The sequence below is a fragment of the Kosakonia sp. R1.Fl genome, from assembly GCF_023516815.1.
In the GTDB taxonomy this organism is placed as follows: domain Bacteria; phylum Pseudomonadota; class Gammaproteobacteria; order Enterobacterales; family Enterobacteriaceae; genus Kosakonia.
This window is the reverse complement of the sequence record NZ_JAMGSQ010000001.1, coordinates 1,901,887-1,921,409: the sequence shown is the minus strand read 5'-3', so window position 1 is coordinate 1,921,409 and position 19,523 is coordinate 1,901,887. Positions and strand designations below refer to the sequence as shown.

Below are 19,523 nucleotides of genomic sequence, written 5' to 3'. Positions count from 1 at the left end.
GCATCGCGGCGATTAAAAATAATTACTTTATATTCAAAAATATAACCAGAATCTATCACAGTTTTTCAAATCGCATTTCACACCTGAACCCGCTGTAGCAAATTTCTTTCATTTTACGTTTACTACTACAAAGCCCCATGATTGAATGATTCTCAATTACATATCCGACGCTGTGGATCACAGCAAACGGGTAGAGTCGCGCAATCGGGCAATAAAGATAAAAACGTTCACTCCTGCGTTGTTCAGGGTTTTTCGGGAAAAGTAGATTAAATGGCTGAGTTAACTCGTTGTATTTCCGGGCTGAAAGGGCGCGCGCTGTTTTCCGCGCTCTTTTTAGGGTCGGCTTTCACACCGTTCACACACGCGGCAGACAAGCCGGAACAAAGCAAAGACGGCGACACCATCACCGTGCGGGCGGGCGCATCTTCCGCCGATAAACAGGCGACTTCCGGCTACCAGCCGCTCAGCTCGTCCACCGCCACGCTGACGTCCATGCCGCTGCTGGATATTCCGCAGGTGGTCAACACCGTGAGCGATAAAGTGCTGGAAGATCAACACGCCACCAGCCTTGACGAAGCGCTGTACAACGTCAGCAATGTGGTACAAACCAACACGCTCGGCGGCACGCAGGATGCGTTTGTGCGCCGGGGATTTGGCGCCAACCGCGACGGCTCAATCATGACCAACGGCCTGCGCACCGTGGTGCCGCGCAGCTTTAATGCCGACGTGTCGCGCGTTGAAGTGCTGAAAGGCCCGGCGTCCACGTTGTACGGGATTCTCGATCCCGGCGGGCTTATCAATGTGGTCACGAAACGCCCGGAAAGCCAATTCGGCGGCTCCGTTTCCGCCACCTCTTCGAGCTTTGGCGGTGGAACCGGCCAGTTTGATGTCACCGGGCCGATTGAGGGAACGCAGCTGGCGTACCGCCTGATTGGCGAGTATCAAAACGAAGATTACTGGCGCAATTTTGGTAAAGAGAAAAGCACCTTTATTTCGCCCTCGCTGACGTGGTTTGGCGATAACGCCACCGTCAACGTGCTCTACTCGCACCGCGATTACCAGACACCGTTTGATCGCGGCACAATCTTCGATCTCACCACCAAACAGGCGGTGAACGTCGACAGAAAAACCCGTTTCGATGAGCCGTTTAACATCACCGACGGTGAATCCGACATCGCACAGTTGAACGCCGAGTACCGCTTTAACAGCGAATGGACCGGGAAAGTGGAGTACGGCTTCAGCCAGGATAAATACAGCGATAATCAGTCGCGCGTGATGGCTTACGATGCCGCCACCGGTAATCTGACGCGCCGTGTGGATGCCACCCAAGGATCCACGCAGCGTATGCACACCACGCGGGCTGACCTGCAGGGTAATGTGAACATTGGCGGTTTTTATAATGAGATCCTCACCGGCGTTTCGTATGAATATTACGATCTGCTGCGTACCGACATGATCCGCTGTAAAAACGTCAAAGATTTCAATATTTACAACCCAGGCTATGGCAATGCCCGCAAGTGTACGTCCGTTTCCGCGTCCGACAGCGATCAAACTATCAAGCAGGAGAGCTACTCGGTTTATGCGCAGGATGCGTTATACCTGACCGACAAATGGATCGCCGTCGCCGGAATGCGCTACCAGTATTACACCCAGTACGCCGGGAAAGGCCGTCCGTTTAACGTCAATACCGACAGCAGCGACGAAAAATGGACGCCGAAATTTGGCCTGGTCTACAAACTCACGCCATCGGTTTCGCTGTTCGGTAACGTAGCGAAAGCCTTTATGCCGCAGTCGTCCATCGCCAGCTATATCGGCGACTTACCGCCAGAAACCTCCACCTCTTACGAAGTGGGTGCAAAATTCGATCTGTTCGACGGCGTTACCGCCAATATTACGGCGTTTGACATCCATAAGCGTAACGTGCTGTACAACGAGATCATCGCCGGTGATACCGTGGCGAAAACCGCCGGTCGCGTGCGCTCGCAAGGTGTGGAAATGGATCTCGCCGGTGCGTTGACGCCGAACATGAACGTCATTGCCAGCTACAGCTACACGGCGGCGAAAGTGCTGGAAGATCCCGATTACGCCGGTAAACCGTTGCCGAACGTGCCGCGCCACACCGGTTCACTGTTCCTGACCTATGACATTCATAATGTCTTTGCCGGAAATACGCTGACTCTCGGCGGCGGCGGTCATGGCGTTAGCCGCCGCTCTGCTACCAACGGCGCGGATTACTATCTGCCGGGCTACGCGGTTGCCGATGCGTTTGCCGCATACAAAATGAAACTGCAATACCCGGTAACGTTGCAGGTCAACCTGAAAAATATCTTCGACAAGACGTACTACACCTCGTCAATTGCCACCAACAACCTGGGCAACCAGATTGGCGATCCACGCGAAGTGCAGTTCACCGTCAAAATGGATTTCTGATCTCCTCCCGTGAACCGGTGAGAAAGGTGCCCCGCAGGATGCGGGGCTTTTTTGCCCATAACACTCACCTTCCCGCCAGCGCCTCACAGTGAACACCTGTTCACTAAACAGTCATTTGCGCGCCATCCTATTGCAGCATTTTTTTCACAGACTCTCTGGCTTTCGAACCCCGTAAATTCGTTTTCAGAAACTTATGAGAAAATACTGGCTTCCCTGGCTGATTCTGTCGCCGTCACTACTATTCCTGGCGCTGTTTACCTACTTTCCGCTCTTTCGCTCGGTGTACGACAGCCTGTTCGATACCCGCATGGCAACGCAGGATGCGCCGTATGTCGGGCTGGGAAATTTCGCCCGCCTGCTGGATGACAGTGTGTTCTGGCAATCGCTGTTCAATAACCTGATTTATCTGCTGCTGACGGTGATCCCGGGCGTCGCTCTGGCGCTATTACTGGCAGTGGCGTTATGGGAAAACCACCGCATCAACCGCTGGCTGCGCACCGCCTTCTTCTTCCCGATGATTATCCCGATGGTCAGCGCCGCCGCGCTGTGGCTGTTTATCTTTATGCCCGGCCTCGGCATGCTCGATCATTACCTGGCGCAACTGTTTGGCCCGATGAACAACAACTGGCTGGGGCGCAGCAACAGCGCGCTGTTTGCGCTGGCGCTGATTGGTGTCTGGAAGTTTGCCGGTTATTACATGCTGTTCTTTCTGGCCGGGTTACAGGGCATTCCCGCGTCCACGCGTGAAGCGGCAGTTATGGAAGGGGCAACCTCAACGCAGGTGTTCTTCAGGGTGACGCTACCGCTGCTGCGCCCGACCATCAGCTTTGTTGTTACCACCGCACTCATCTACTCGATTACTCAGATCGATCACGTCGCGGTGATGACGCGCGGCGGCCCGGACAACGCCACCACCGTGCTGCTCTATTACATTCAAAACCTCGCCTGGGATACCCACGATCTGGGCAAAGCCTCCGCCGCCACGTTTTTGACGCTGGTCGGGCTGTTTATCTTCTCGCTGGTTAACCTGAAACTGCTGGAAAGAGGAGCGCATTATGAGCGTTGAAATCACGCCTGCCATCAATCGCAGCACGACCGTAGCGCGCCCGTTGTGGCTGCGCCTGCGCTACTCCCGTCCGGTAACGCTTGCGGTGCTGATGGTGTGCCTGGCGCTGTTGTGGGTGAGCCCCTTTATCTGGATGCTTTCGTCTGCTTTCAGCGCCACCACCTTTGGTGAAGGAATGGCGTCGATTCTGCCGCGCTTTCCGCTCACGCTGGATAACTTCCGCGACGCGTGGAACAGCGCCAACTGGCTGAGCCTCTACGCCAACACGCTGATTTTCGCCTTTGGCACCTTCTTCGTGCAGCTATTCACCATCACCACCGCCGGTTACGTCTTTGCCTGCCACGAATTTCGCGGCAAGAAAACACTGTTCATTCTGTTTCTGGTGCAACTGATGATCATGCCGGTGGTGATGATGATCCCCAACATGCTGACACTCAAAACCTTCGGCCTGCTCAACACCCTGACCGGCGTGATGATGCCCTATTTCACCTCGGCGTTTGGCGTGTTCCTGATGCGCCAGGCGTTTCTCGCTATCCCGAAAGAGATCGAAGAAGCGGCACTGATGGAGGGCTGCCGCTGGTGGCAGGTGCTGTTCCGCGTGATGTTGCCAATGTCGTGGCCGTCGGTGCTGGCCTTCGCCACCGTCAGCATTACCTACCACTGGAACGAGTATTTATGGCCGCTGATGATGCTCAACGATCCTGACAAACAGGTGCTGACGGTCGGCCTGGTGTCATTCGCCATGGGCGCGGAGTCCGGCGGCCAGTGGGGGATGATCAGCGCCGGGACGCTGATGGTCTGCCTGCCGCTGATGGTCGCGTTTATCGCTTTTCAAAAGCAGTTTCTCCGGAGCTTTGGCTTTTCCGGGATTAAATAAGGAGTTGAGTGATGTTTTTAGCGCAAATTTCAGATACCCATTTCCGCAGCCAGAACGAGAAGCTGTACGGCTTTATTGATATCAACGCCGGAAATGCCGATGTGGTATGCCAGCTTAACGCGCTGCGCGAACGCCCGGATGCGGTCGTGGTCAGCGGCGATATTGTTAACTGCGGCCGTCCGGAAGAGTACCGCGTGGCGCGCCAGATCCTCGGTAGCCTCGACTACCCGCTGTTTGTTATTCCTGGCAACCACGATGACAAAGCCCACTTTCTCGAATACCTGCATCCGCTGTGCCCGCATCTGGGCAGCGATCCGCAGAACATGCGCTATGCGATTGATGATTTCGCCACCCGCCTGCTGTTTATTGATTCAAGCCTCGCCGGGCAATCGAAAGGCTGGCTGACCAACGACACGCTGAACTGGCTGGAAGCGCAGCTTAGCGACAGCAAAGACAAACCGACCGCCATCTTTATGCACCACCCGCCGTTGCCGCTCGGTAACGCGCAGATGGATCGCATCGCCTGCGAAAATGGTCATCAGTTATTGAAACTGGTGGAGCGCTTCCCGGCGCTGACGCGCATTTTCTGCGGTCACAACCACAGCCTGACCATGACGCAGTATCGCCAGGCGACGATTGCCACCATCCCGGCGACGGTGCACCAGGTGCCGTACTACCACGAAGACACGCGCCCGTATTACGACATGTCACCGCCGTCATGCCTGATGCACCGCCAGATTGGCGAACAGTGGGTCAGTTACCTGCATCCGCTGTCGCATTACGCTGGCCCGTGGTTATACAACGAAAACATCAGTTGCCCGGTGGATGAGCGTTAAACCCATGTTAAGACTGCAAAACATCAGTAAACAGTTCGATGGCAAAGCAGCGCTCAGCGCGCTGACGCTGGATATCCACGACGGTGAATTCGTGGTGCTGGTTGGCCCTTCCGGCTGTGGTAAAAGTACGCTGCTGCGGCTGATTGCCGGGCTGGAGAGCGTCAGCGACGGCGCGATCCTGCTCGACAATGACGACATCACCACGCGTTCACCGCGCGAGCGCAACTTCGCGATGATCTTCCAGAACTATGCGCTGTTTCCGCACCTTTCCGTGCGCGACAACATCACCTTCGGCATGAAAGTGCGCAAGGAAGAGAAAGCCAGCTGGCAACCGCGTCTCGACCGCGTGGCGCAAATGCTGCAGCTCGACACGCTGCTGGACAGAAAACCGGCCAAACTTTCCGGCGGCCAGCGCCAGCGCGTGGCGATGGCGCGCGCAATTGTGCGTAACCCGAAACTGTTTTTAATGGACGAGCCGCTCTCCAACCTTGATGCGCGCCTGCGCACCGAAGTGCGCGACAGCATTATGGCGATGCACCAGCAGCTCAAAACCAGCACCATTTATGTCACGCACGATCAGACCGAAGCCATGTCGATGGCCGACCGCATTGTGGTAATGAATGGCGGCCACGTGCAGCAAGTGGGTCGCCCGGAGCACTTGTATGTGCACCCGGCAAACCTGTTTGTCGCCGGGTTTATCGGCTCACCGGCGATGAATCTGCTCTCGCTGCCGTGCGCCAGTGGCTACGTGCTGCTGGACGAGCAACACCTGCCGTTACCGGCTCACGCGCGCGATGCCGCCGATGTGTGGCTGGGCATTCGCCCGGAACACATTACCGATACGCCGGAAGCGGGCCAGTTGGTACTGCCCGCCACGGTGATTCAGCGGGAACTGATGGGAGCCGATTATCAGCTCCACGTCAGCACGCCAATTGGCACCCTGCGCTACATCCGCCGTCACAGAGGCGATGTGCCCAATAAAGGGGACACACTCCGCGTCGGTTTTTCACCCCTTGATAGCCATCTTTTTGATGCGCAAACCTTGCTTAACTTACACCAGGAGAAAGACCATGCCTAAGCCTCTGCCAAAGACGCTGCGAGTGCTTACTTACGCCATTACCCTTGCCATTAGCGGCACTGCTATCGCGCAGGAGAAGATTGATTTCATGTTTCCGGCCCCGGTGGACGGCAAACTGACGATGGAGATGACGCGCGTTATCAAAGCGTTTAACGACTCGCAAAAAGACGTGGAAGTGCGCGGGATTTTCACCGGCAATTACGACACCACCAAAATGAAAGCCGAATCCGCGCAGAAAGCGGGCCAGCCCCCTGCGCTGGTGATCATGTCCGCCAATTTCACCACCGATCTGGCGCTGAAAGATGAAATCCTGCCGATGGACGAACTGTTCAAATACGGCGACAAAAAAGCGGGTGATTTCCTGCAAAATGCGTTCTGGCCTGCCATGCGCAAAAACGCGCAGGTGATGGGCGTGACCTACGCCATTCCGTTCCACAACTCGACGCCGATTCTGTACTACAACAAAACGATGTTTGACCAGGCGGGCATCAAACAGCCGCCGCAGAACTGGAAGGAGCTGCTGGACGACGCGAAAAAACTCACCGACCAGAGCAAAGGTCAGTGGGGCATTATGCTGCCCTCGACCAACGACGATTACGGCGGCTGGATTTTCTCGTCGCTGGTGCGCGCCAACGGCGGCAACTACTTCAACGAAAACTATCCCGGCGAAGTTTATTACAACGCGCCAACTACCATCGGCGCGCTGCGCTTCTGGCAGGATCTGATCTACAAAGACAAAGTGATGCCCTCCGGCGTGCTGAACTCCAAGCAGATCAGCGCCGCGTTTTTCTCCGGCAAGCTGGGTATGGCGATGCTGAGCACCGGTGCGCTGGGCTTTATGCGTGAGAACACTAAAGATTTCGAGCTGGGTGTGGCGATGATGCCCGCTCAGGAGCAGCGCGCCGTGCCGATTGGCGGTGCCAGCCTGGTGAGCTTTAAGGGCATCAACGATGCACAGAAAAAAGCGGCTTATCAGTTCCTGACCTATCTCGTCAGCCCGGAGGTCAACGGCGCCTGGAGCCGCTTTACCGGCTACTTCTCACCGCTGAAAGCCGCTTACGACACCGCCGAGATGAAGGAGTATCTGAAGCAGGACCCACGTGCGGCGATTGCGCTGGAGCAGTTGCAATATGCCCACCCGTGGTACTCCACTTACGAAACGGTCGCGGTACGTAAAGCGATGGAAAACCAGCTCGCTGCGGTAGTGAACGACGAGAAAGTTACCCCGGAAGCCGCCGCCGAAGCCGCGCAGAAAGAAGCCGATACTTTGATGAAACCCTACGTCGAGAAAACGGCACTGCAAGCCGTGAAATAAGCCATTCAGCCCCGCAAGGATGCGGGGTAGTTCTCCTTTTTCCTCGATGATTTTCTCTGTCTTTCCCGTATCATTTGAACACCAGCCAAAAGGTTCACGCGTTTGCGGTATCGGCCTGTTGCAAACACGCGTCGCGTGAAAAGTGTTGTTCAATTCGCTTTACCGGTAAGGGCGTTATCCAGCCATGATTGATGAGAAAGCAGCTATTGAATCCGCGAAAGCGTTCGCGTTAAAAAATTTCATCAACTCCTGGGACTATGATATGCACCTTGCGGCTCTTGTAGAGCTCGACGGTGTTCAGTATTGGGAAATCAAAACCAACCTGGCTTCACCGCCCGGCACGCCATTCTATGAGCAAATCTTGCCTTCGCCGATTCGGTATTACGTCAATCCACACACCGGGGAGTGCGTCGGGTATAAAACCCATCGGGATAAACAGATTAGCCAGTGCAATCGGTGATAAGTATTGAGCAAGCCCCAGTAAGCATTTACTCACACGCCAGTACTTGTGAACACTAAAACGGCTGGCGTTCTTACCTTACTCTTCCCGCGCCAAAATTTTGTCTAAATATGCCGCTAACTGGTGGCGCTGCAAATAGCTGGTGACGTCGCGTTCCCAGCCTTTGCCATCGCCGAGTACCGCGCGGCTGTGTGTCGGGGCGTAAAGATAACGGGTGTCATACAGGTTCAGCAGCGACTGGTTCATTGCATCAATGTTGGCACCCGTTTTTTTGCACTTCGCCTGCTGGAGAGCCAGCGAATGCAGCACCCGCTCCCGCGTCTCTTCATTTGGCGTATAACTCTGTTCGCTGAGCTCACTGAGCACCAGAAACTGCGGTTGAATGCCTTCTGCCAGCGCAGCCTGCAAACGATCGTGCCCGTCGAGGATCACGAACGATGCCAGCCCGGCGATAAACCACACCAGAATCGGCGGCAATTCACCTTCGCGGCATTTCTTGCGCCACCACTTCACGCGCCCGCTGTTTGGTTCCACCGGATAACGCGCCAGCAGCAGATGACCGTTCCACCACCAGTCAACAAACGTCACCTTTTCCGGGTTTTGCAGATCGGGAAAATCCTCACTCCACAACGACCAGTTGACGCTGATTTGCGCGCTGCTGGCAGGCGTATGAAACCGCCACTGCTCAAACGGCAGCGGTTTATTCAGCACATACGGCGCAGTAGGTTTGACTTGTTCCATTGGGCGCAGCAACCAGCGGCGCGGTGCCAGCAGCGGCGTAGGCGCTTCCATCAACTGGCGGGCAAAATAACGACACCAGTGGCTTGTCCAGTTCGCTTCGCCTGCGCGCTTAGCGCTTTCCACATCGGCAGAAGAGATGGCAGGCAACAGCAGTTGCTGAGCCGGATGATCGGCATTAAACACCAGCCAGACACCGGAGTGATCGTTGAGCATGGTAGCCCAGAATAGCGTCTGGCCGTTAACCTGTAACGCCATGCGCCCGTTGTGCCCGCTGAGCATTTCCATTGCCTGACCATCGCCTTCACGCACCATCAGTTCCAGCCCCTGCCAGCTCTCATTGCGATCGCGAAGATCCTTCCACCAGTAATCTGTCATGCCATTCTCCCTGCGAAGTGAACGAAAAGTGTAAAACAACACGCCGCCCACAATAACCCTAAAAATAATCTGCCTTTATGAGCAGATGAACAGTTTCCCGCTCCTCGAATCTGTATATTTATCGCTCAACTCACTGACAAGGAGCACACCATGTCTCACGCCGAACCTCACTGCCACTCCTGCGGAATGCCGCTATCCGCACCGGAAGCCCGTGGCCCCAGCGATAAATATTGCGTCTGGTGTACCGACAGCGAAGGCCAGCTGAAATCCTGGGAAGAGGCCGTTTCCGGCCTTGCGCAGTACCTGGATTCCTGGCAGCACGTCGGCAACGAAGAAGCGCGTAAACGCGCCGTTCGCTACCTGACCTCCATGCCCGCCTGGGCTGACAGGGCCTGATAACTCCCCCTTACTTTGCCGGGTCAGTTGCCCCGGCAAATGCCGCCGGATAAGGATCGACCGGTTTCAGATCGGCCTGCGGTTTGCGCAGCGCCGCCTCCCAACCGCCGGTTTCGTCGTTGAGATTGATCTCCCTGCTGAACTGATCAAAGTCGCAAGCATCGAGCTTCGCTTCAAAATTTCGTTTGTGCTGGATGAATGCGGCGAGCTGATCCTGATCCAGCGACTGCGCGAGGTAAGGATAGTGAATGCGCAGTTCCGTCGTTCCATGCGCTTTTAACAGATGGTTGACGCGACCAAACAGCCGATCAACGCGCCCCACGCGCTGCTCGTTGTCGCCGGGTGTCCAGGCAATCCCGTAGTGATGCACCTGGTTGCACTGCAAATGCAGGTTCACCCCCTCCTGGAACACAGACGTTGCCACCAGCACGTTGGGATAAAAAGGGCTGTTGAACCCGAGGATCAAGCGTTGCCGGTTATCGGTTTGGCCGCTGGCGTACCACGCCGGGCTTGAGAGGCTGGTCAGTTCCCGCCACGGTGTTTTCCAGTCAGCCAGCGGGTGATCGGTGATTTTTTCACACATTGCCTCAAAGGTTTCAATGCCATTGATGAAATAGCGCAGCAGTAACGATTCCGGCAATTTATCGGCAATGCTGGCGGTAAAATCGCGGTAGCGCTTTTGCACATCCGACGTGGTGCTCTGGCGGCTAAAGCGGATAAACCAGCAGTAGAGTTCAATCATCACCGGGCTGGCGAAGAGGTAGCCCGTTTTCAGGTAGTTGGCGAGGTTTTCCACAATCGCCGGGTTGCTTGCCTGCCAGTCACGGAGTTGCTGCCGGCAATGCACGGGCAACAGCGGAAACATCATCCCCCAGGCCGTTTGCAGCGGCTGCTCATAACGGTTTTCTTGCACCTTTTCGCTACGCGCAAGAGGCTGCACGGTGGGCCATGTTTGCAGGCGAACATCGCGCGCCGCATCGCCAAAGTTATCGCGCTGGCGATCGGTAAGCCGGTAATAGGTGGCATATTGCGCACAGCAATAATCCGCCGCAGGCTCCAGAAACAACGAGAACAGGCTTTCGGCCCGGCGAAAACGCTGGCTGACGTTGGTGCAATCGGTTCGCTTCTCACCGCTTTTTTTCACGACAAACAGATCGGCGATTTTCGATGACAGCTTCAGCTCATTTTGCTTGCGCTCGTTGCTCTCCTCGTCGTCGCTACTCTCGGCGTCGTCATCCAGGAATTCTGACGCCTCCTGCAACACCTGCGCCGCCTGCGTAAGGCGGTTGAAATATTTACGTGACCAGCCACTTTTGCGCCACGCTTTTAGCGTCTCATCCGGCGATTCAACGCCCCACGCAGCGATTATCTCCTGCGCCATCAGCTCGTCATATTCGGCGTTGATGCGCTGAGTAATTTCACGCACCGAGGGGATACGGCGTACAAACACCAGGTGTTTATCGCAATACAGCGGGCGTGGCGCAGTAAACAACTGTTCAGGCACGCACTGTTTAACCAGCGCGCCATATTTCGGGTGATCCGGAAAACGGTGGTAGATATCCTGAAACGCTTGCGTCAGCTCTGCCAGCAAGCGGGTATCCGGTGCCTGATGAAAGGCGTCTTTCGCCATATCGTCCGAATTCTCTTCACCGCTTTCGCTGTCCTCTTTTGCCACAATGCCCGTCGACTCAAACCCTTCGAGATAGCCATACTGGAACTGGCGGCGCTCACCTTTTGCGCCCAGCGTCTTTACCAGTTCGCGCTGGTAGAGAGCGAAAAAGAGCTCCGCATCCGGGTTGTCGGTAAAATCCGCCGCCGTCGCCTGTTCATGGCGATAGTTATATTTGTTGTTGGTTACGCCCTTTCCCTGCATTTGTCGCAGGCGGCGAATGGCAAAGGTTTTTAACAGCGTTTTGGCGTCGCCGTCGGGGCTGATCGCGCCCGGATCGACGAAGTAACGCAAAATATCGGCGACATTGCGCGATGAAGAGTGATTCGGCGTCGCGGTGAGTAACAATGTTCGCTGCCCTAAGCGGTTATCGTCCTCGCCAAAAAAGCGCTTCGCCGCCGCCGCGCGCTGGGATTTGCCATCGCGGTTACGAAAGTAGTGCGCCTCATCAATGATGATGAGATCAAATCCCTGCTCGCCCAGCGTGGCTTTAATCTGCGTATGGATTTTCCCGGCCTGGCGCGCGGCGCGCTCCTGCATGTTCTGCTCTTTTTTCTCCCACTCCGGCACCAGCCCGCTGAGCGAGTGAATGGTGGTCAGGTAAAAATTGCCTCGTGATTCGCGGATATCCTGCTCCAGTTCGCTCAGCCGGGTGAAAATGCGCGCCTCGTGCACCGGCTCCCTTTGGGCATTGCAAATCTTCGAATTTTTAACGCGATAGTGATGCAGCAAGAAGGTTTTGTATTCCCGTTTCCAGTGCAGGCAAATGTCTTTATTGGGCGCGAGGATAAGGATTTTCGCATCGGGCTTTTTATGCCAGAGCTGGAGCATCACACCAATCGCCTGAAAGGTTTTGCCCATCCCCACTTCATCTGCCAGCAACGCCAGCCGACGTTTCGCCAGAATGTTCCACAGCCCGGCGACACCTTCGGCCTGACGCGCGGCCATTGAAGACTCCTGCGCATCGTATTGCCAGTTGTCCTGCGAGGCGTCAAAACTCATCTTTTCCGCCACCGCCTGTGGCGTGATGGCTTTCCAGTTATCAGGCTTCATATCCACACCTTTGCTTTATTGCGTCGAGGTACTGCTGGCGCTGTTTTCCTTTCACCGGTAATGGCGGAATGTCGATGACAAGCTTTGGCCACGCCTGGGCGGCGAGGCTCTTTTTGCGGTAGCGCTTTTTCGCCAGCTGACAGAGGCTTTGCACCTCGTTGGCCATAAACCAACCAAACAGCGTTCCCGGTTGCGCGGCGAGATGTTCGCGGACTTTCTCCACCAGCTCGAGCAAACAGCCAGGACAGGTAAACAGCCAGTAGTGCAGCGAGGCATCATCGTTCAGGGTTTCGAGTTGTTCGCGGCGTTTTTCCAGCGCATAGAAAAGGCGGAAATAGCTGGTGGCGCTGGTCTGTACCAGCGGCTTTTCCTCCGGCGGCGCATCCTCTGCCGAATCACCATCGCGCAGCGATTCCCGCAGGTGCACCGCGTCGTTGTCCTGCGGATCGACATCGCTGATATAGCTGTTCAGAAGATCGTGCAGCGTGTCAAAACCGTTCACCCGGCGAAACGCCTGCCCCACTTCATGAATAATGCCCTGCCAGTCCGCCTCGCCGGGGAGGATGACGGTATAAAAATGCTGGGTTAACACCTCATCCGGCTGATCGGCGACAAGATCGCGCAGCGCAATCAGCGATTTACCGCGCCAGCCCAGCGGAATCACCTGCGCGATACCCGGCAAGCGAAGCGCATACTGCGCGATGGGTTTGCCGTCAAACCATGCGCCGGATACGGTGTACTTGCCCGATCGCCAGTCAAATTGCACCTGCAAATCAAAGGGTAACTGATCGGGAACGTGCAAACCCTCGGCTTCCAGCAACTCGGCGCTGGCGTAAGCGAAAGCCTTTTCGTCCAGCGCCGCGCCGACGATTTTTGTTTTCGGCGAAACGCGATGCACAATGCCCGCTTCGATGTTCCGGTGCGCCTCGTCTGTGCTGATGCTGCTACAGCCCGGCGCGGTGAAATTCCACGAGCCGATCGCCAGCGTTGCGGCGCTTTTCCCCGTCGCCAGCCAGACTTTGGCATGGGTGAGTTCCGAGCGCTCGTCACGCGCAATCGGGTTTTTACACAGGCGTAACTGACCGGATTGGCGCAAGGCGTCCACCTCCTCCCCGCCTGACGTGCGCAAAAACCGCCCGTGCGCCAGGTCAGGCACCAGATCGACGCGCAGCGCCGGGTTACCAAAAGCATGGGATAAAGAGCCGATAAAACCCGCTAAATCTGCGGCCAGGTAAGGTGACCAGACGGAGAGCTTTTTGATGGTGTCGCCGTTTGCCAGCGCTTTCAGCAGCGTTTTACCGGAAAGAGAATGAATAAAATCCCAGTCAGGATCGTCATGGGAAAATTTCCGCCGCACCGGAAATGCGTCATCGACAACAATATTCGGGTCTACCAGCGTAAAAAAGGACTTAATCTGCTGATACTGCTTGTTGGTGCTGACGCGGCGAAAATCCACCGCTTCCTGGTTGCGCCCCCAGCCGCTGAGCGTCAGGTTCGCGCTCCCCGCACCCAGGATCATGTCGCCATGCACATCTTCGAGATACATTACTTTGGGGTGAAAAAGGCTGTTTTGGGCATCCAGATGTGGGGCAATTTGCCGCACGGAAACCGGCAGAATGGTGATCGATGTGCGCTTGTGCTGCTCCTGGGTTATCAGACGCTTATCGCAGTAAATGCGAAAATCGATCTGTTTGCGGGTGAGTTCGAATTGCAGGCGTTCAAACTCGCTGCGGTTTTTCGGCGGCTCTTCCAGACCCAGCACCGCCGGCAGCAGGTGCGTTTCGATAAAACCAATATTGATATTAAAGCTGGTCAGCCAAACCCGTTTTATCTCGCCAAGCGTGGCCAGTTGTGCTTTAAATTCGCTGATGAGTTTCACTGTTCCACTCCCCACAATCCTCGCAGCATATGGCGGAACTGCGGGATGTAATAATCGTTAACCCAGCCGTCATTCTGGCGATCGGCGCGCAGTGTGCGCACAGGAACCTGCAACGTTAGCGTTTCGCCAGTAAGCATTATCCACGGTAACTGACCGCGGCTTTGCATCACGTACTCATGATATTTGAGCAATTCAATCACTTGTTCAGCAACAGAAGACGCTTGCGCGACATTCAGCAAACGTTCAAGACGGGTATGCGCCGTGCCGGAAAGCGCGGGCAGCAGCGTCTTATCGTTTATCACCTGTTCAGCTCGTTTCGGCAGCGTGTTATCGTCCAGCCCGCGCTGCGCCCAGAACTGGCGAATGTCCTCTAGCGTCTGTTTTTTACGCTGTAACATTCCGGCAAATAACAGATCAATCGCCGCCAGGTAAGGTTCAACATGCACGATATGACGCAGCAACTGGCGGTCGGCTTCGTTATGGCTAAGACGCAGCGCCTGGTGATAAATATCTGCCGCAGGCAGTTTTTCCGGCGCCTGTTCAAGGGCGGTATACAGCGCGCCGGAAGCGCCTTCGCGTAAACGGGTCATCGCCAGCCAGAAATCTTTGGCGTAACGGCCAACATATTCCGACGAGCGAAACGCCTGCACATACGCGCGGGTAATGTTGTTATCAATATCAGTAAAGCGCAGCGTGAGCCCTTGCTGAAGCCGCACGCCAAGCTGCGTTTTCAGACAGGCGCATAACAGGCGAAACAGCGTTTTTAGCTGCGGTGTTTGTAAAATAAAGTGCCCGGCCTGTTGCCATGCGGATATGCCTTCTGCCAACTGATAATGATATTTTTGATCGAAGAAATGCATATTCATCATCGGCGTTTTATAACGCCCGTTGGTGCCGAGAAATAATTGCTGGGTCAGCAGTTGGCTGTCCGATCCGTGGCCGAAAATAAGCCGCGGGTTATTATCGGATTTCGCGAATTTGTCGCGGGCTTTAACGATGCCCAGCACGCCGGTGGTGACAACACCCTTTTTGCTCTGGCTATCGCACATCGACAAGGTGTAAATATTCTCCAAGAAAATCAAACAGGCATGCGTCAGTTTTACATCATTTTTGCCGCCATAGATTTTTTGTAATGCGTCGCCGAGGTGTGTTTTATCATCACTGAGAACGCTGCGAATAACATAATGGTGAAGCAGATTGAGTGTGTAGTGACGAACATCATTGGCGACTGAACTAATACGGTTGCGAAAAATCTGCTGCCCGAAAGAGGACCAGACAATCAATTGACCAAGAGGATCAATATTCAATTCACCGCAGAGTGATTCGTCATATTCCGTAATAAAACGCTGAAGATTCATTAAAATTTTATTTAAGGAAAAACAGGCCGTTATTATCCTCTTTTTATCTGCTCCATAACATCCTCATCTTTGGTACTTTACTGGCAGGCGGGCGATCTTCCGCGTCTTACACCACGCGTCCTGCAAATTTAATCTTTTAAAAATCAATCAGTAAAACGTTATCGTGCATTAATTTTATAAATTTAGCTTGCAATCAAATAGCGCACTACTTAAATTGCACTCCACAGCCGGACACAACGGCACTTAACACAACCAACTAAATAGCGCGCGATACAATCGCAAGGGAGATAAGATGTCACGTTCATTACTGATTGCCATGAGTTTAGTTGCCTCCAGCGTTTCCACTGCCTGGGCCGCCGATGCGCCAACACCGACAGCGGGTGTAGCAAAATTTCTCTCCGCGCTGAACAGCAGCGGCGGCAAACCGATTGAACAACTTTCCCCGCAAGATGCCCGCCAGGTGCTGATCGGCGCCCAGCAGGGCGCGAAACTGCCACCGGCCGATGTCTCGGAAAAAACCATCACTGTTAACGGCCAGCCGCTGAAACTGACCATCGTTAAACCACAAGGCGCAACCGGAACCTTGCCGGTGTTTATGTTCTTCCACGGCGGTGGCTGGGTGCTGGGCGACTATCCAACTCATGAACGTTTGGTTCGCGATCTGGTGACTGAATCCGGCGCGGCGGCAGTGTTTGTTAACTACACGCCGTCACCGGAATCGCACTTCCCGGTAGCGATTAATCAGGCGTATGAAGCGACCCGCTGGGTTGCCGAGCACGGTAAAGAGATTGGCGTCGATGGTTCACGCCTGGCGCTGGCCGGTAACAGCGTGGGCGGCAATATGGTCGCTGCCGTTGCCTTGCAGGCCAAAGAACATCACACACCAGCGATTCGTTACCAGGTGATGTTCTGGCCGGTTACCGATGCGCGCTTTGAAACCGGCTCCTATAACCAGTTTTCCAACGGCTATTTCCTCAGCAAAAACATGATGAAATGGTTCTGGGATAACTACACCACTAAAGAGAGCGACCGCCGAAACATCCTCGCTTCCCCGCTGGAAGCCAGCAGCGCGCAGTTGAAAGGCCTGCCGCCGACGCTGATTCAGACCGCCGAGCTTGACGTGCTGCGTGATGAAGGTGAAGCGTTTGGTCGTAAGCTGGATGCCGCAGGCGTGCCAGTGACGGTCACCCGCTATAACGGCATGATCCACGACTACGGTCTGCTGAATGCACTCAGCGAAGAGCCAACCGTGCGCACCGCCTTATCGCAGGCCGCACACGAACTGCGCACCCACCTGCAATAAACCCCACGAACCCACCCTACGCGGTGGGTTCTTTTATTTTGACCGGGTTCGCCTCGTCATACGCCGCCTGCGCGGCCAGCACCGCATCCATATTGTGCTCTACCCAGTGCGCCAGCACGGAGACGGTTTCCGTCAGCGTGCGGCCCAGTGGCGTCAGGCTGTATTCCACCGACACCGGCACGGTGTAAAACACCTGGCGGGCGATAATGCCGTCGCGCTCAAGTTTGCGCAGCGTCTGGGTTAGCACCTTTTGCGTGATCATGCGGATATCCCGCTTCAGGCCGTTAAAACGCATCGGGCCATTTTCCAGCCGCGCCAGCACCAGTAGCGCCCATTTATCCGCCAGGCGTGCCAGCATATCGCGCGTCGGGCAGCGGTTATCGTAGATATCGTAAGGAATGGACGGCTTAATCATAACGACAAACTCTCGTAGTAGGTTTCCTCGAGGAAACGTAGTGCCCTTGGGGTGCCTTCTTCCGCAACCGGAACGGGATGTGTATAACTAAAAGCCTTAGTTTCTATTTGATACTAAGGTGCCAGAAATGGCAAAAGTTCTCCTGCGCAATAGTGAGGAATAAAAGGATGATTACCCGGCTGAACAATGTGTTTCTCAGTCTCACCACGCACCCGGAATTTGGCAAGCTGCTGTTGCGCCTGACATTTGGTGTGTTGATGCTGTTCCACGGCGTGGCCAAAGTGCAACATGGCATCGGCTGGATTTCCGACATGCTGGTGGCGCAGGGCTTGCCGGGTTTTATTGCTTACGGCGTATTTATTGGCGAAATCATTACGCCACTGCTGATTATTATTGGTCTGTTTACTCGTCAGGCGGCGTTTATTTACGCCTTCAATATTCTGGTCGCCACATTACTGGTCGGCATGGGGAAATTCTTTACCCTGACCAATGTTGGCGCATGGGGTCTGGAAAGCGAGGCGCTCTATTTCCTGGGTGGTTTAAGCATTATGTTTTTGGGCGCGGGGAAATACACCCTGTTTGCCGGGAAAGAAAAATGATGGTGGTCGTGCAAACTGGTTTGTACGACATCTCTCTTCGATAGGGGAAAATTATGTCTACGGTTGTGATCTATTATTCCGGCTACGGCCACACCAAAGCAGTGGCGGAGAAAGTGGCAGAAGGCGCCAACGCACAGCTTATTGTTATTGATAATAATGGCGATATTCAGGAGAGCGACTGGCAGTTATTGAATGACGCAAAAGCGATCATTTTCGGCGCACCAACCTATATGGGCGGCGTACCGTGGCAGTTTAAAAAATTCGCCGACGCCAGCTCAAAAGCCTGGTTCACCCGCGCCTGGCAGGACAAAATTTTCGCCGGTTTTAGCAACAGCGCCAGCCTGAACGGCGACAAACAAGTATCGCTGCAATACCTGCAAACACTGGCCTCGCAGCACGGCGGCATCTGGGTAAGCCTCGGTCTGCTGCCCGCGAATACGCTGGCAGCAACGCGTCAGGACATCAACAACCTCGGCGGCTCCGTTGGCTTGCTGGTGCAGTCTCCCTCTGATGCCGGCGCAGACCAAATCGCCTCCGGCGATCTGGATACCGCAGTGAAATTCGGTCAACGCGTCGCGGATATCGCTCGCCGGTTTAACTGAGTTTTCTGGTAATTAAATAAGAGAAAGCCAGGGAAACCTGGCTTTTTTTATAAGTTCTTACAGCATCTTTTTAACGTTCCGTCGAAATGCTCAAGGCAGCAAACTCCCCCTGCAACCACTGTTTAAACCGCTGCACATCTTGCCGTTGCGCTTTCTCGCGGCTGGTCACGAAGTAATAATTCCCGCCGGGTAATTTGCCGGGCAACGCGATGCGCAGCAGCTTTTGTGTCAGCGCATTCTGGATCAATAACTCGCTGGCGAGCAGCACGCCCTGCCCGGCGATCGCCGCCTGAATCGCGTGCGTCTCATCATCAAAACGAATGCCGGACTGCACCGGTAAATCTGCCGGGCCAAACACCGCTTGCCAGTGCTGCCAGTCCGGTTCCGGCGTCGGGACATGGCGGTTTTCGATATGAAACAGCGTTAAGCCCACCAGGTCTTGCGGGCGCTTGAGCGCCAGTTGTGGGCTGGCGACCAACACAAAGCGATCGCGATACAACAATGTGTTATCCAGCGTCTCGTCGGCCTGCATACTGTAACGGATCGCGCAGTCTGCCATTGCACCACGCACATCCACCAGATCGGTGCTGCTGTGCAGACGCAACTCCAATTCAGGATGCTGTTGATGCAGCGAAGGAAGGCGCGGCACCAGCCAGTTGGTCAGGAAGTTGGAGGTGGTGCTTAGCGTCAACGCCCCCGGCAGACTGGCACTATCAATGGTATCAACCGCTTCACGCAGCGTGGCAAACATATTCCCTGATGCACGAAACAGGATCTCCCCGGCAGGCGTTAACGTGACGCCGCGCGCCGAACGGTTAAACAAGCGTTGATTCAAAGACGCTTCCAGCACACGGATCTGATGACTGATTGCCGTTGGCGTCACGCCAATCTCTTCAGCTGCCGCTTTAAAACTGGCATGGCGGGCAACGGCATCAAAAGCGCGAATAGCGGAAAGCGGTGGTAAACGACGCGTGCGCATAGCTGAATTTAACTCATCTTTTGCTGAAAAATATGACTTTGCCTGACCTGCCAAGCAAGGCGTAGCCTGTTGTACATCTGGAGTAATCATGA

17 protein-coding genes are annotated in these 19,523 nt (G+C 55.0%); 11 read left to right on the top strand and 6 right to left on the bottom strand.

Annotated features, from left to right (window positions below; translation table 11 throughout):
* Positions 1-270 precede the first annotated feature (270 nt).
* The 7 genes from M8Q36_RS08915 (at position 271) to M8Q36_RS08885 (ending at position 8,062) form a co-directional block, all read left to right on the top strand.
* Entirely contained in the window at positions 271-2,430 is a 2,160-nt protein-coding gene (locus M8Q36_RS08915; protein ID WP_249880644.1) for a TonB-dependent siderophore receptor, read from the top strand.
* Positions 2,431-2,623: 193 nt separating this feature from the next.
* Positions 2,624-3,496 (top strand): carbohydrate ABC transporter permease, encoded by an 873-nt coding sequence (locus M8Q36_RS08910; RefSeq protein ID WP_045510194.1) that lies wholly within the window; start codon positions 2,624-2,626, stop codon positions 3,494-3,496.
* A complete protein-coding gene (locus M8Q36_RS08905; RefSeq protein ID WP_020456390.1) occupies positions 3,486-4,373 on the top strand; it encodes a carbohydrate ABC transporter permease in 888 nt (295 codons plus the stop codon). The genes M8Q36_RS08910 and M8Q36_RS08905 overlap by 11 nt, the downstream gene beginning before the upstream one ends.
* Positions 4,374-4,384: 11 nt before the next feature.
* Positions 4,385-5,209: a glycerophosphodiester phosphodiesterase GpdQ gene (gpdQ, locus tag M8Q36_RS08900; RefSeq protein WP_249880643.1), complete on the top strand. Its 825-nt coding sequence runs from the start codon at positions 4,385-4,387 to the stop codon at positions 5,207-5,209.
* A gap of 4 nt (positions 5,210-5,213) precedes the next feature.
* Positions 5,214-6,287: an ABC transporter ATP-binding protein gene (locus M8Q36_RS08895; protein WP_249880642.1), complete on the top strand. Its 1,074-nt coding sequence runs from the start codon at positions 5,214-5,216 to the stop codon at positions 6,285-6,287.
* Positions 6,280-7,602: an ABC transporter substrate-binding protein gene (locus M8Q36_RS08890; RefSeq protein WP_249880641.1), complete on the top strand. Its 1,323-nt coding sequence runs from the start codon at positions 6,280-6,282 to the stop codon at positions 7,600-7,602. The genes M8Q36_RS08895 and M8Q36_RS08890 overlap by 8 nt, the downstream gene beginning before the upstream one ends.
* Positions 7,603-7,786: 184 nt before the next feature.
* Positions 7,787-8,062, top strand: a complete 276-nt coding sequence (locus M8Q36_RS08885; protein WP_249880640.1) for a hypothetical protein — start codon at positions 7,787-7,789, stop codon at positions 8,060-8,062.
* A gap of 78 nt (positions 8,063-8,140) precedes the next feature.
* Here the strand turns inward: M8Q36_RS08885 and M8Q36_RS08880 are convergent, their stop codons facing one another.
* Positions 8,141-9,178 (bottom strand): hypothetical protein, encoded by a 1,038-nt coding sequence (locus M8Q36_RS08880; protein ID WP_249880639.1) that lies wholly within the window; start codon positions 9,176-9,178, stop codon positions 8,141-8,143.
* 150 nt (positions 9,179-9,328) lie between these two features.
* On the opposite strand from M8Q36_RS08880, the gene M8Q36_RS08875 reads away from it, so the two are divergent.
* Positions 9,329-9,574, top strand: coding sequence for a zinc ribbon domain-containing protein (locus M8Q36_RS08875; RefSeq protein WP_249880638.1), 246 nt, complete (start codon positions 9,329-9,331; stop codon positions 9,572-9,574).
* A 10-nt stretch (positions 9,575-9,584) separates the two neighbouring features.
* Here M8Q36_RS08875 and M8Q36_RS08870 read toward each other — a convergent pair whose 3' ends face one another.
* The 3 genes from M8Q36_RS08870 to M8Q36_RS08860 are packed head-to-tail and all read right to left on the bottom strand — an operon-like array spanning position 9,585 to position 15,533.
* Positions 9,585-12,296: a DEAD/DEAH box helicase gene (locus M8Q36_RS08870; RefSeq protein ID WP_249880637.1), complete on the bottom strand. Its 2,712-nt coding sequence runs from the start codon at positions 12,294-12,296 to the stop codon at positions 9,585-9,587.
* Complete coding sequence (locus tag M8Q36_RS08865) at positions 12,286-14,175, bottom strand: phospholipase D-like domain-containing protein (protein WP_249880636.1); 1,890 nt, start codon at positions 14,173-14,175, stop codon at positions 12,286-12,288. The genes M8Q36_RS08870 and M8Q36_RS08865 overlap by 11 nt, the downstream gene beginning before the upstream one ends.
* Entirely contained in the window at positions 14,172-15,533 is a 1,362-nt protein-coding gene (locus tag M8Q36_RS08860) for a hypothetical protein (RefSeq protein WP_249880635.1), read from the bottom strand. Before M8Q36_RS08860 ends, M8Q36_RS08865 begins: the two co-directional genes overlap by 4 nt.
* Before the next feature lie 292 nt (positions 15,534-15,825).
* Here M8Q36_RS08860 and M8Q36_RS08855 point away from each other — a divergent pair, with 292 nt between their 5' ends.
* Positions 15,826-16,836 carry an alpha/beta hydrolase gene (locus M8Q36_RS08855; RefSeq protein ID WP_249880634.1) on the top strand — a complete coding sequence of 337 codons (1,011 nt, stop codon included), beginning with the start codon at positions 15,826-15,828 and terminating at the stop codon, positions 16,834-16,836.
* A gap of 16 nt (positions 16,837-16,852) precedes the next feature.
* Here M8Q36_RS08855 and M8Q36_RS08850 read toward each other — a convergent pair whose 3' ends face one another.
* Positions 16,853-17,251, bottom strand: a complete 399-nt coding sequence (locus M8Q36_RS08850) for a winged helix-turn-helix transcriptional regulator (RefSeq protein ID WP_249880633.1) — start codon at positions 17,249-17,251, stop codon at positions 16,853-16,855.
* Between the two features lie 167 nt (positions 17,252-17,418).
* Here M8Q36_RS08850 and M8Q36_RS08845 point away from each other — a divergent pair, with 167 nt between their 5' ends.
* Both M8Q36_RS08845 and M8Q36_RS08840 read left to right on the top strand, forming a co-directional pair.
* Complete coding sequence (locus tag M8Q36_RS08845) at positions 17,419-17,850, top strand: DoxX family protein (protein WP_249880632.1); 432 nt, start codon at positions 17,419-17,421, stop codon at positions 17,848-17,850.
* A gap of 53 nt (positions 17,851-17,903) precedes the next feature.
* Positions 17,904-18,452, top strand: coding sequence for a flavodoxin family protein (locus M8Q36_RS08840; protein WP_283945944.1), 549 nt, complete (start codon positions 17,904-17,906; stop codon positions 18,450-18,452).
* A gap of 70 nt (positions 18,453-18,522) precedes the next feature.
* Here the strand turns inward: M8Q36_RS08840 and M8Q36_RS08835 are convergent, their stop codons facing one another.
* Positions 18,523-19,431: a LysR substrate-binding domain-containing protein gene (locus M8Q36_RS08835; RefSeq protein ID WP_249880631.1), complete on the bottom strand. Its 909-nt coding sequence runs from the start codon at positions 19,429-19,431 to the stop codon at positions 18,523-18,525.
* Positions 19,432-19,523: the final 92 nt, after the last annotated feature.

Excerpts from the sequence above, each read along its gene's own strand:
- M8Q36_RS08915 (WP_249880644.1), top strand. The coding sequence starts at position 271 with ATGGCTGAGTTAACTCGTTGTATTTCCGGGCTGAAAGGGCGCGCGCTG.
- M8Q36_RS08910 (WP_045510194.1), top strand. The coding sequence starts at position 2,624 with ATGAGAAAATACTGGCTTCCCTGGCTGATTCTGTCGCCGTCACTACTA.
- M8Q36_RS08905 (WP_020456390.1), top strand. The coding sequence starts at position 3,486 with ATGAGCGTTGAAATCACGCCTGCCATCAATCGCAGCACGACCGTAGCG.
- gpdQ (WP_249880643.1), top strand. The coding sequence starts at position 4,385 with ATGTTTTTAGCGCAAATTTCAGATACCCATTTCCGCAGCCAGAACGAG.
- M8Q36_RS08895 (WP_249880642.1), top strand. The coding sequence starts at position 5,214 with ATGTTAAGACTGCAAAACATCAGTAAACAGTTCGATGGCAAAGCAGCG.
- M8Q36_RS08890 (WP_249880641.1), top strand. The coding sequence starts at position 6,280 with ATGCCTAAGCCTCTGCCAAAGACGCTGCGAGTGCTTACTTACGCCATT.
- M8Q36_RS08885 (WP_249880640.1), top strand. The coding sequence starts at position 7,787 with ATGATTGATGAGAAAGCAGCTATTGAATCCGCGAAAGCGTTCGCGTTA.
- M8Q36_RS08880 (WP_249880639.1), bottom strand. The coding sequence starts at position 9,178 with ATGACAGATTACTGGTGGAAGGATCTTCGCGATCGCAATGAGAGCTGG.
- M8Q36_RS08875 (WP_249880638.1), top strand. The coding sequence starts at position 9,329 with ATGTCTCACGCCGAACCTCACTGCCACTCCTGCGGAATGCCGCTATCC.
- M8Q36_RS08870 (WP_249880637.1), bottom strand. The coding sequence starts at position 12,296 with ATGAAGCCTGATAACTGGAAAGCCATCACGCCACAGGCGGTGGCGGAA.
- M8Q36_RS08860 (WP_249880635.1), bottom strand. The coding sequence starts at position 15,533 with ATGAATCTTCAGCGTTTTATTACGGAATATGACGAATCACTCTGCGGT.
- M8Q36_RS08855 (WP_249880634.1), top strand. The coding sequence starts at position 15,826 with ATGTCACGTTCATTACTGATTGCCATGAGTTTAGTTGCCTCCAGCGTT.
- M8Q36_RS08850 (WP_249880633.1), bottom strand. The coding sequence starts at position 17,251 with ATGATTAAGCCGTCCATTCCTTACGATATCTACGATAACCGCTGCCCG.
- M8Q36_RS08845 (WP_249880632.1), top strand. The coding sequence starts at position 17,419 with ATGATTACCCGGCTGAACAATGTGTTTCTCAGTCTCACCACGCACCCG.
- M8Q36_RS08840 (WP_283945944.1), top strand. The coding sequence starts at position 17,904 with ATGTCTACGGTTGTGATCTATTATTCCGGCTACGGCCACACCAAAGCA.
- M8Q36_RS08835 (WP_249880631.1), bottom strand. The coding sequence starts at position 19,431 with ATGCGCACGCGTCGTTTACCACCGCTTTCCGCTATTCGCGCTTTTGAT.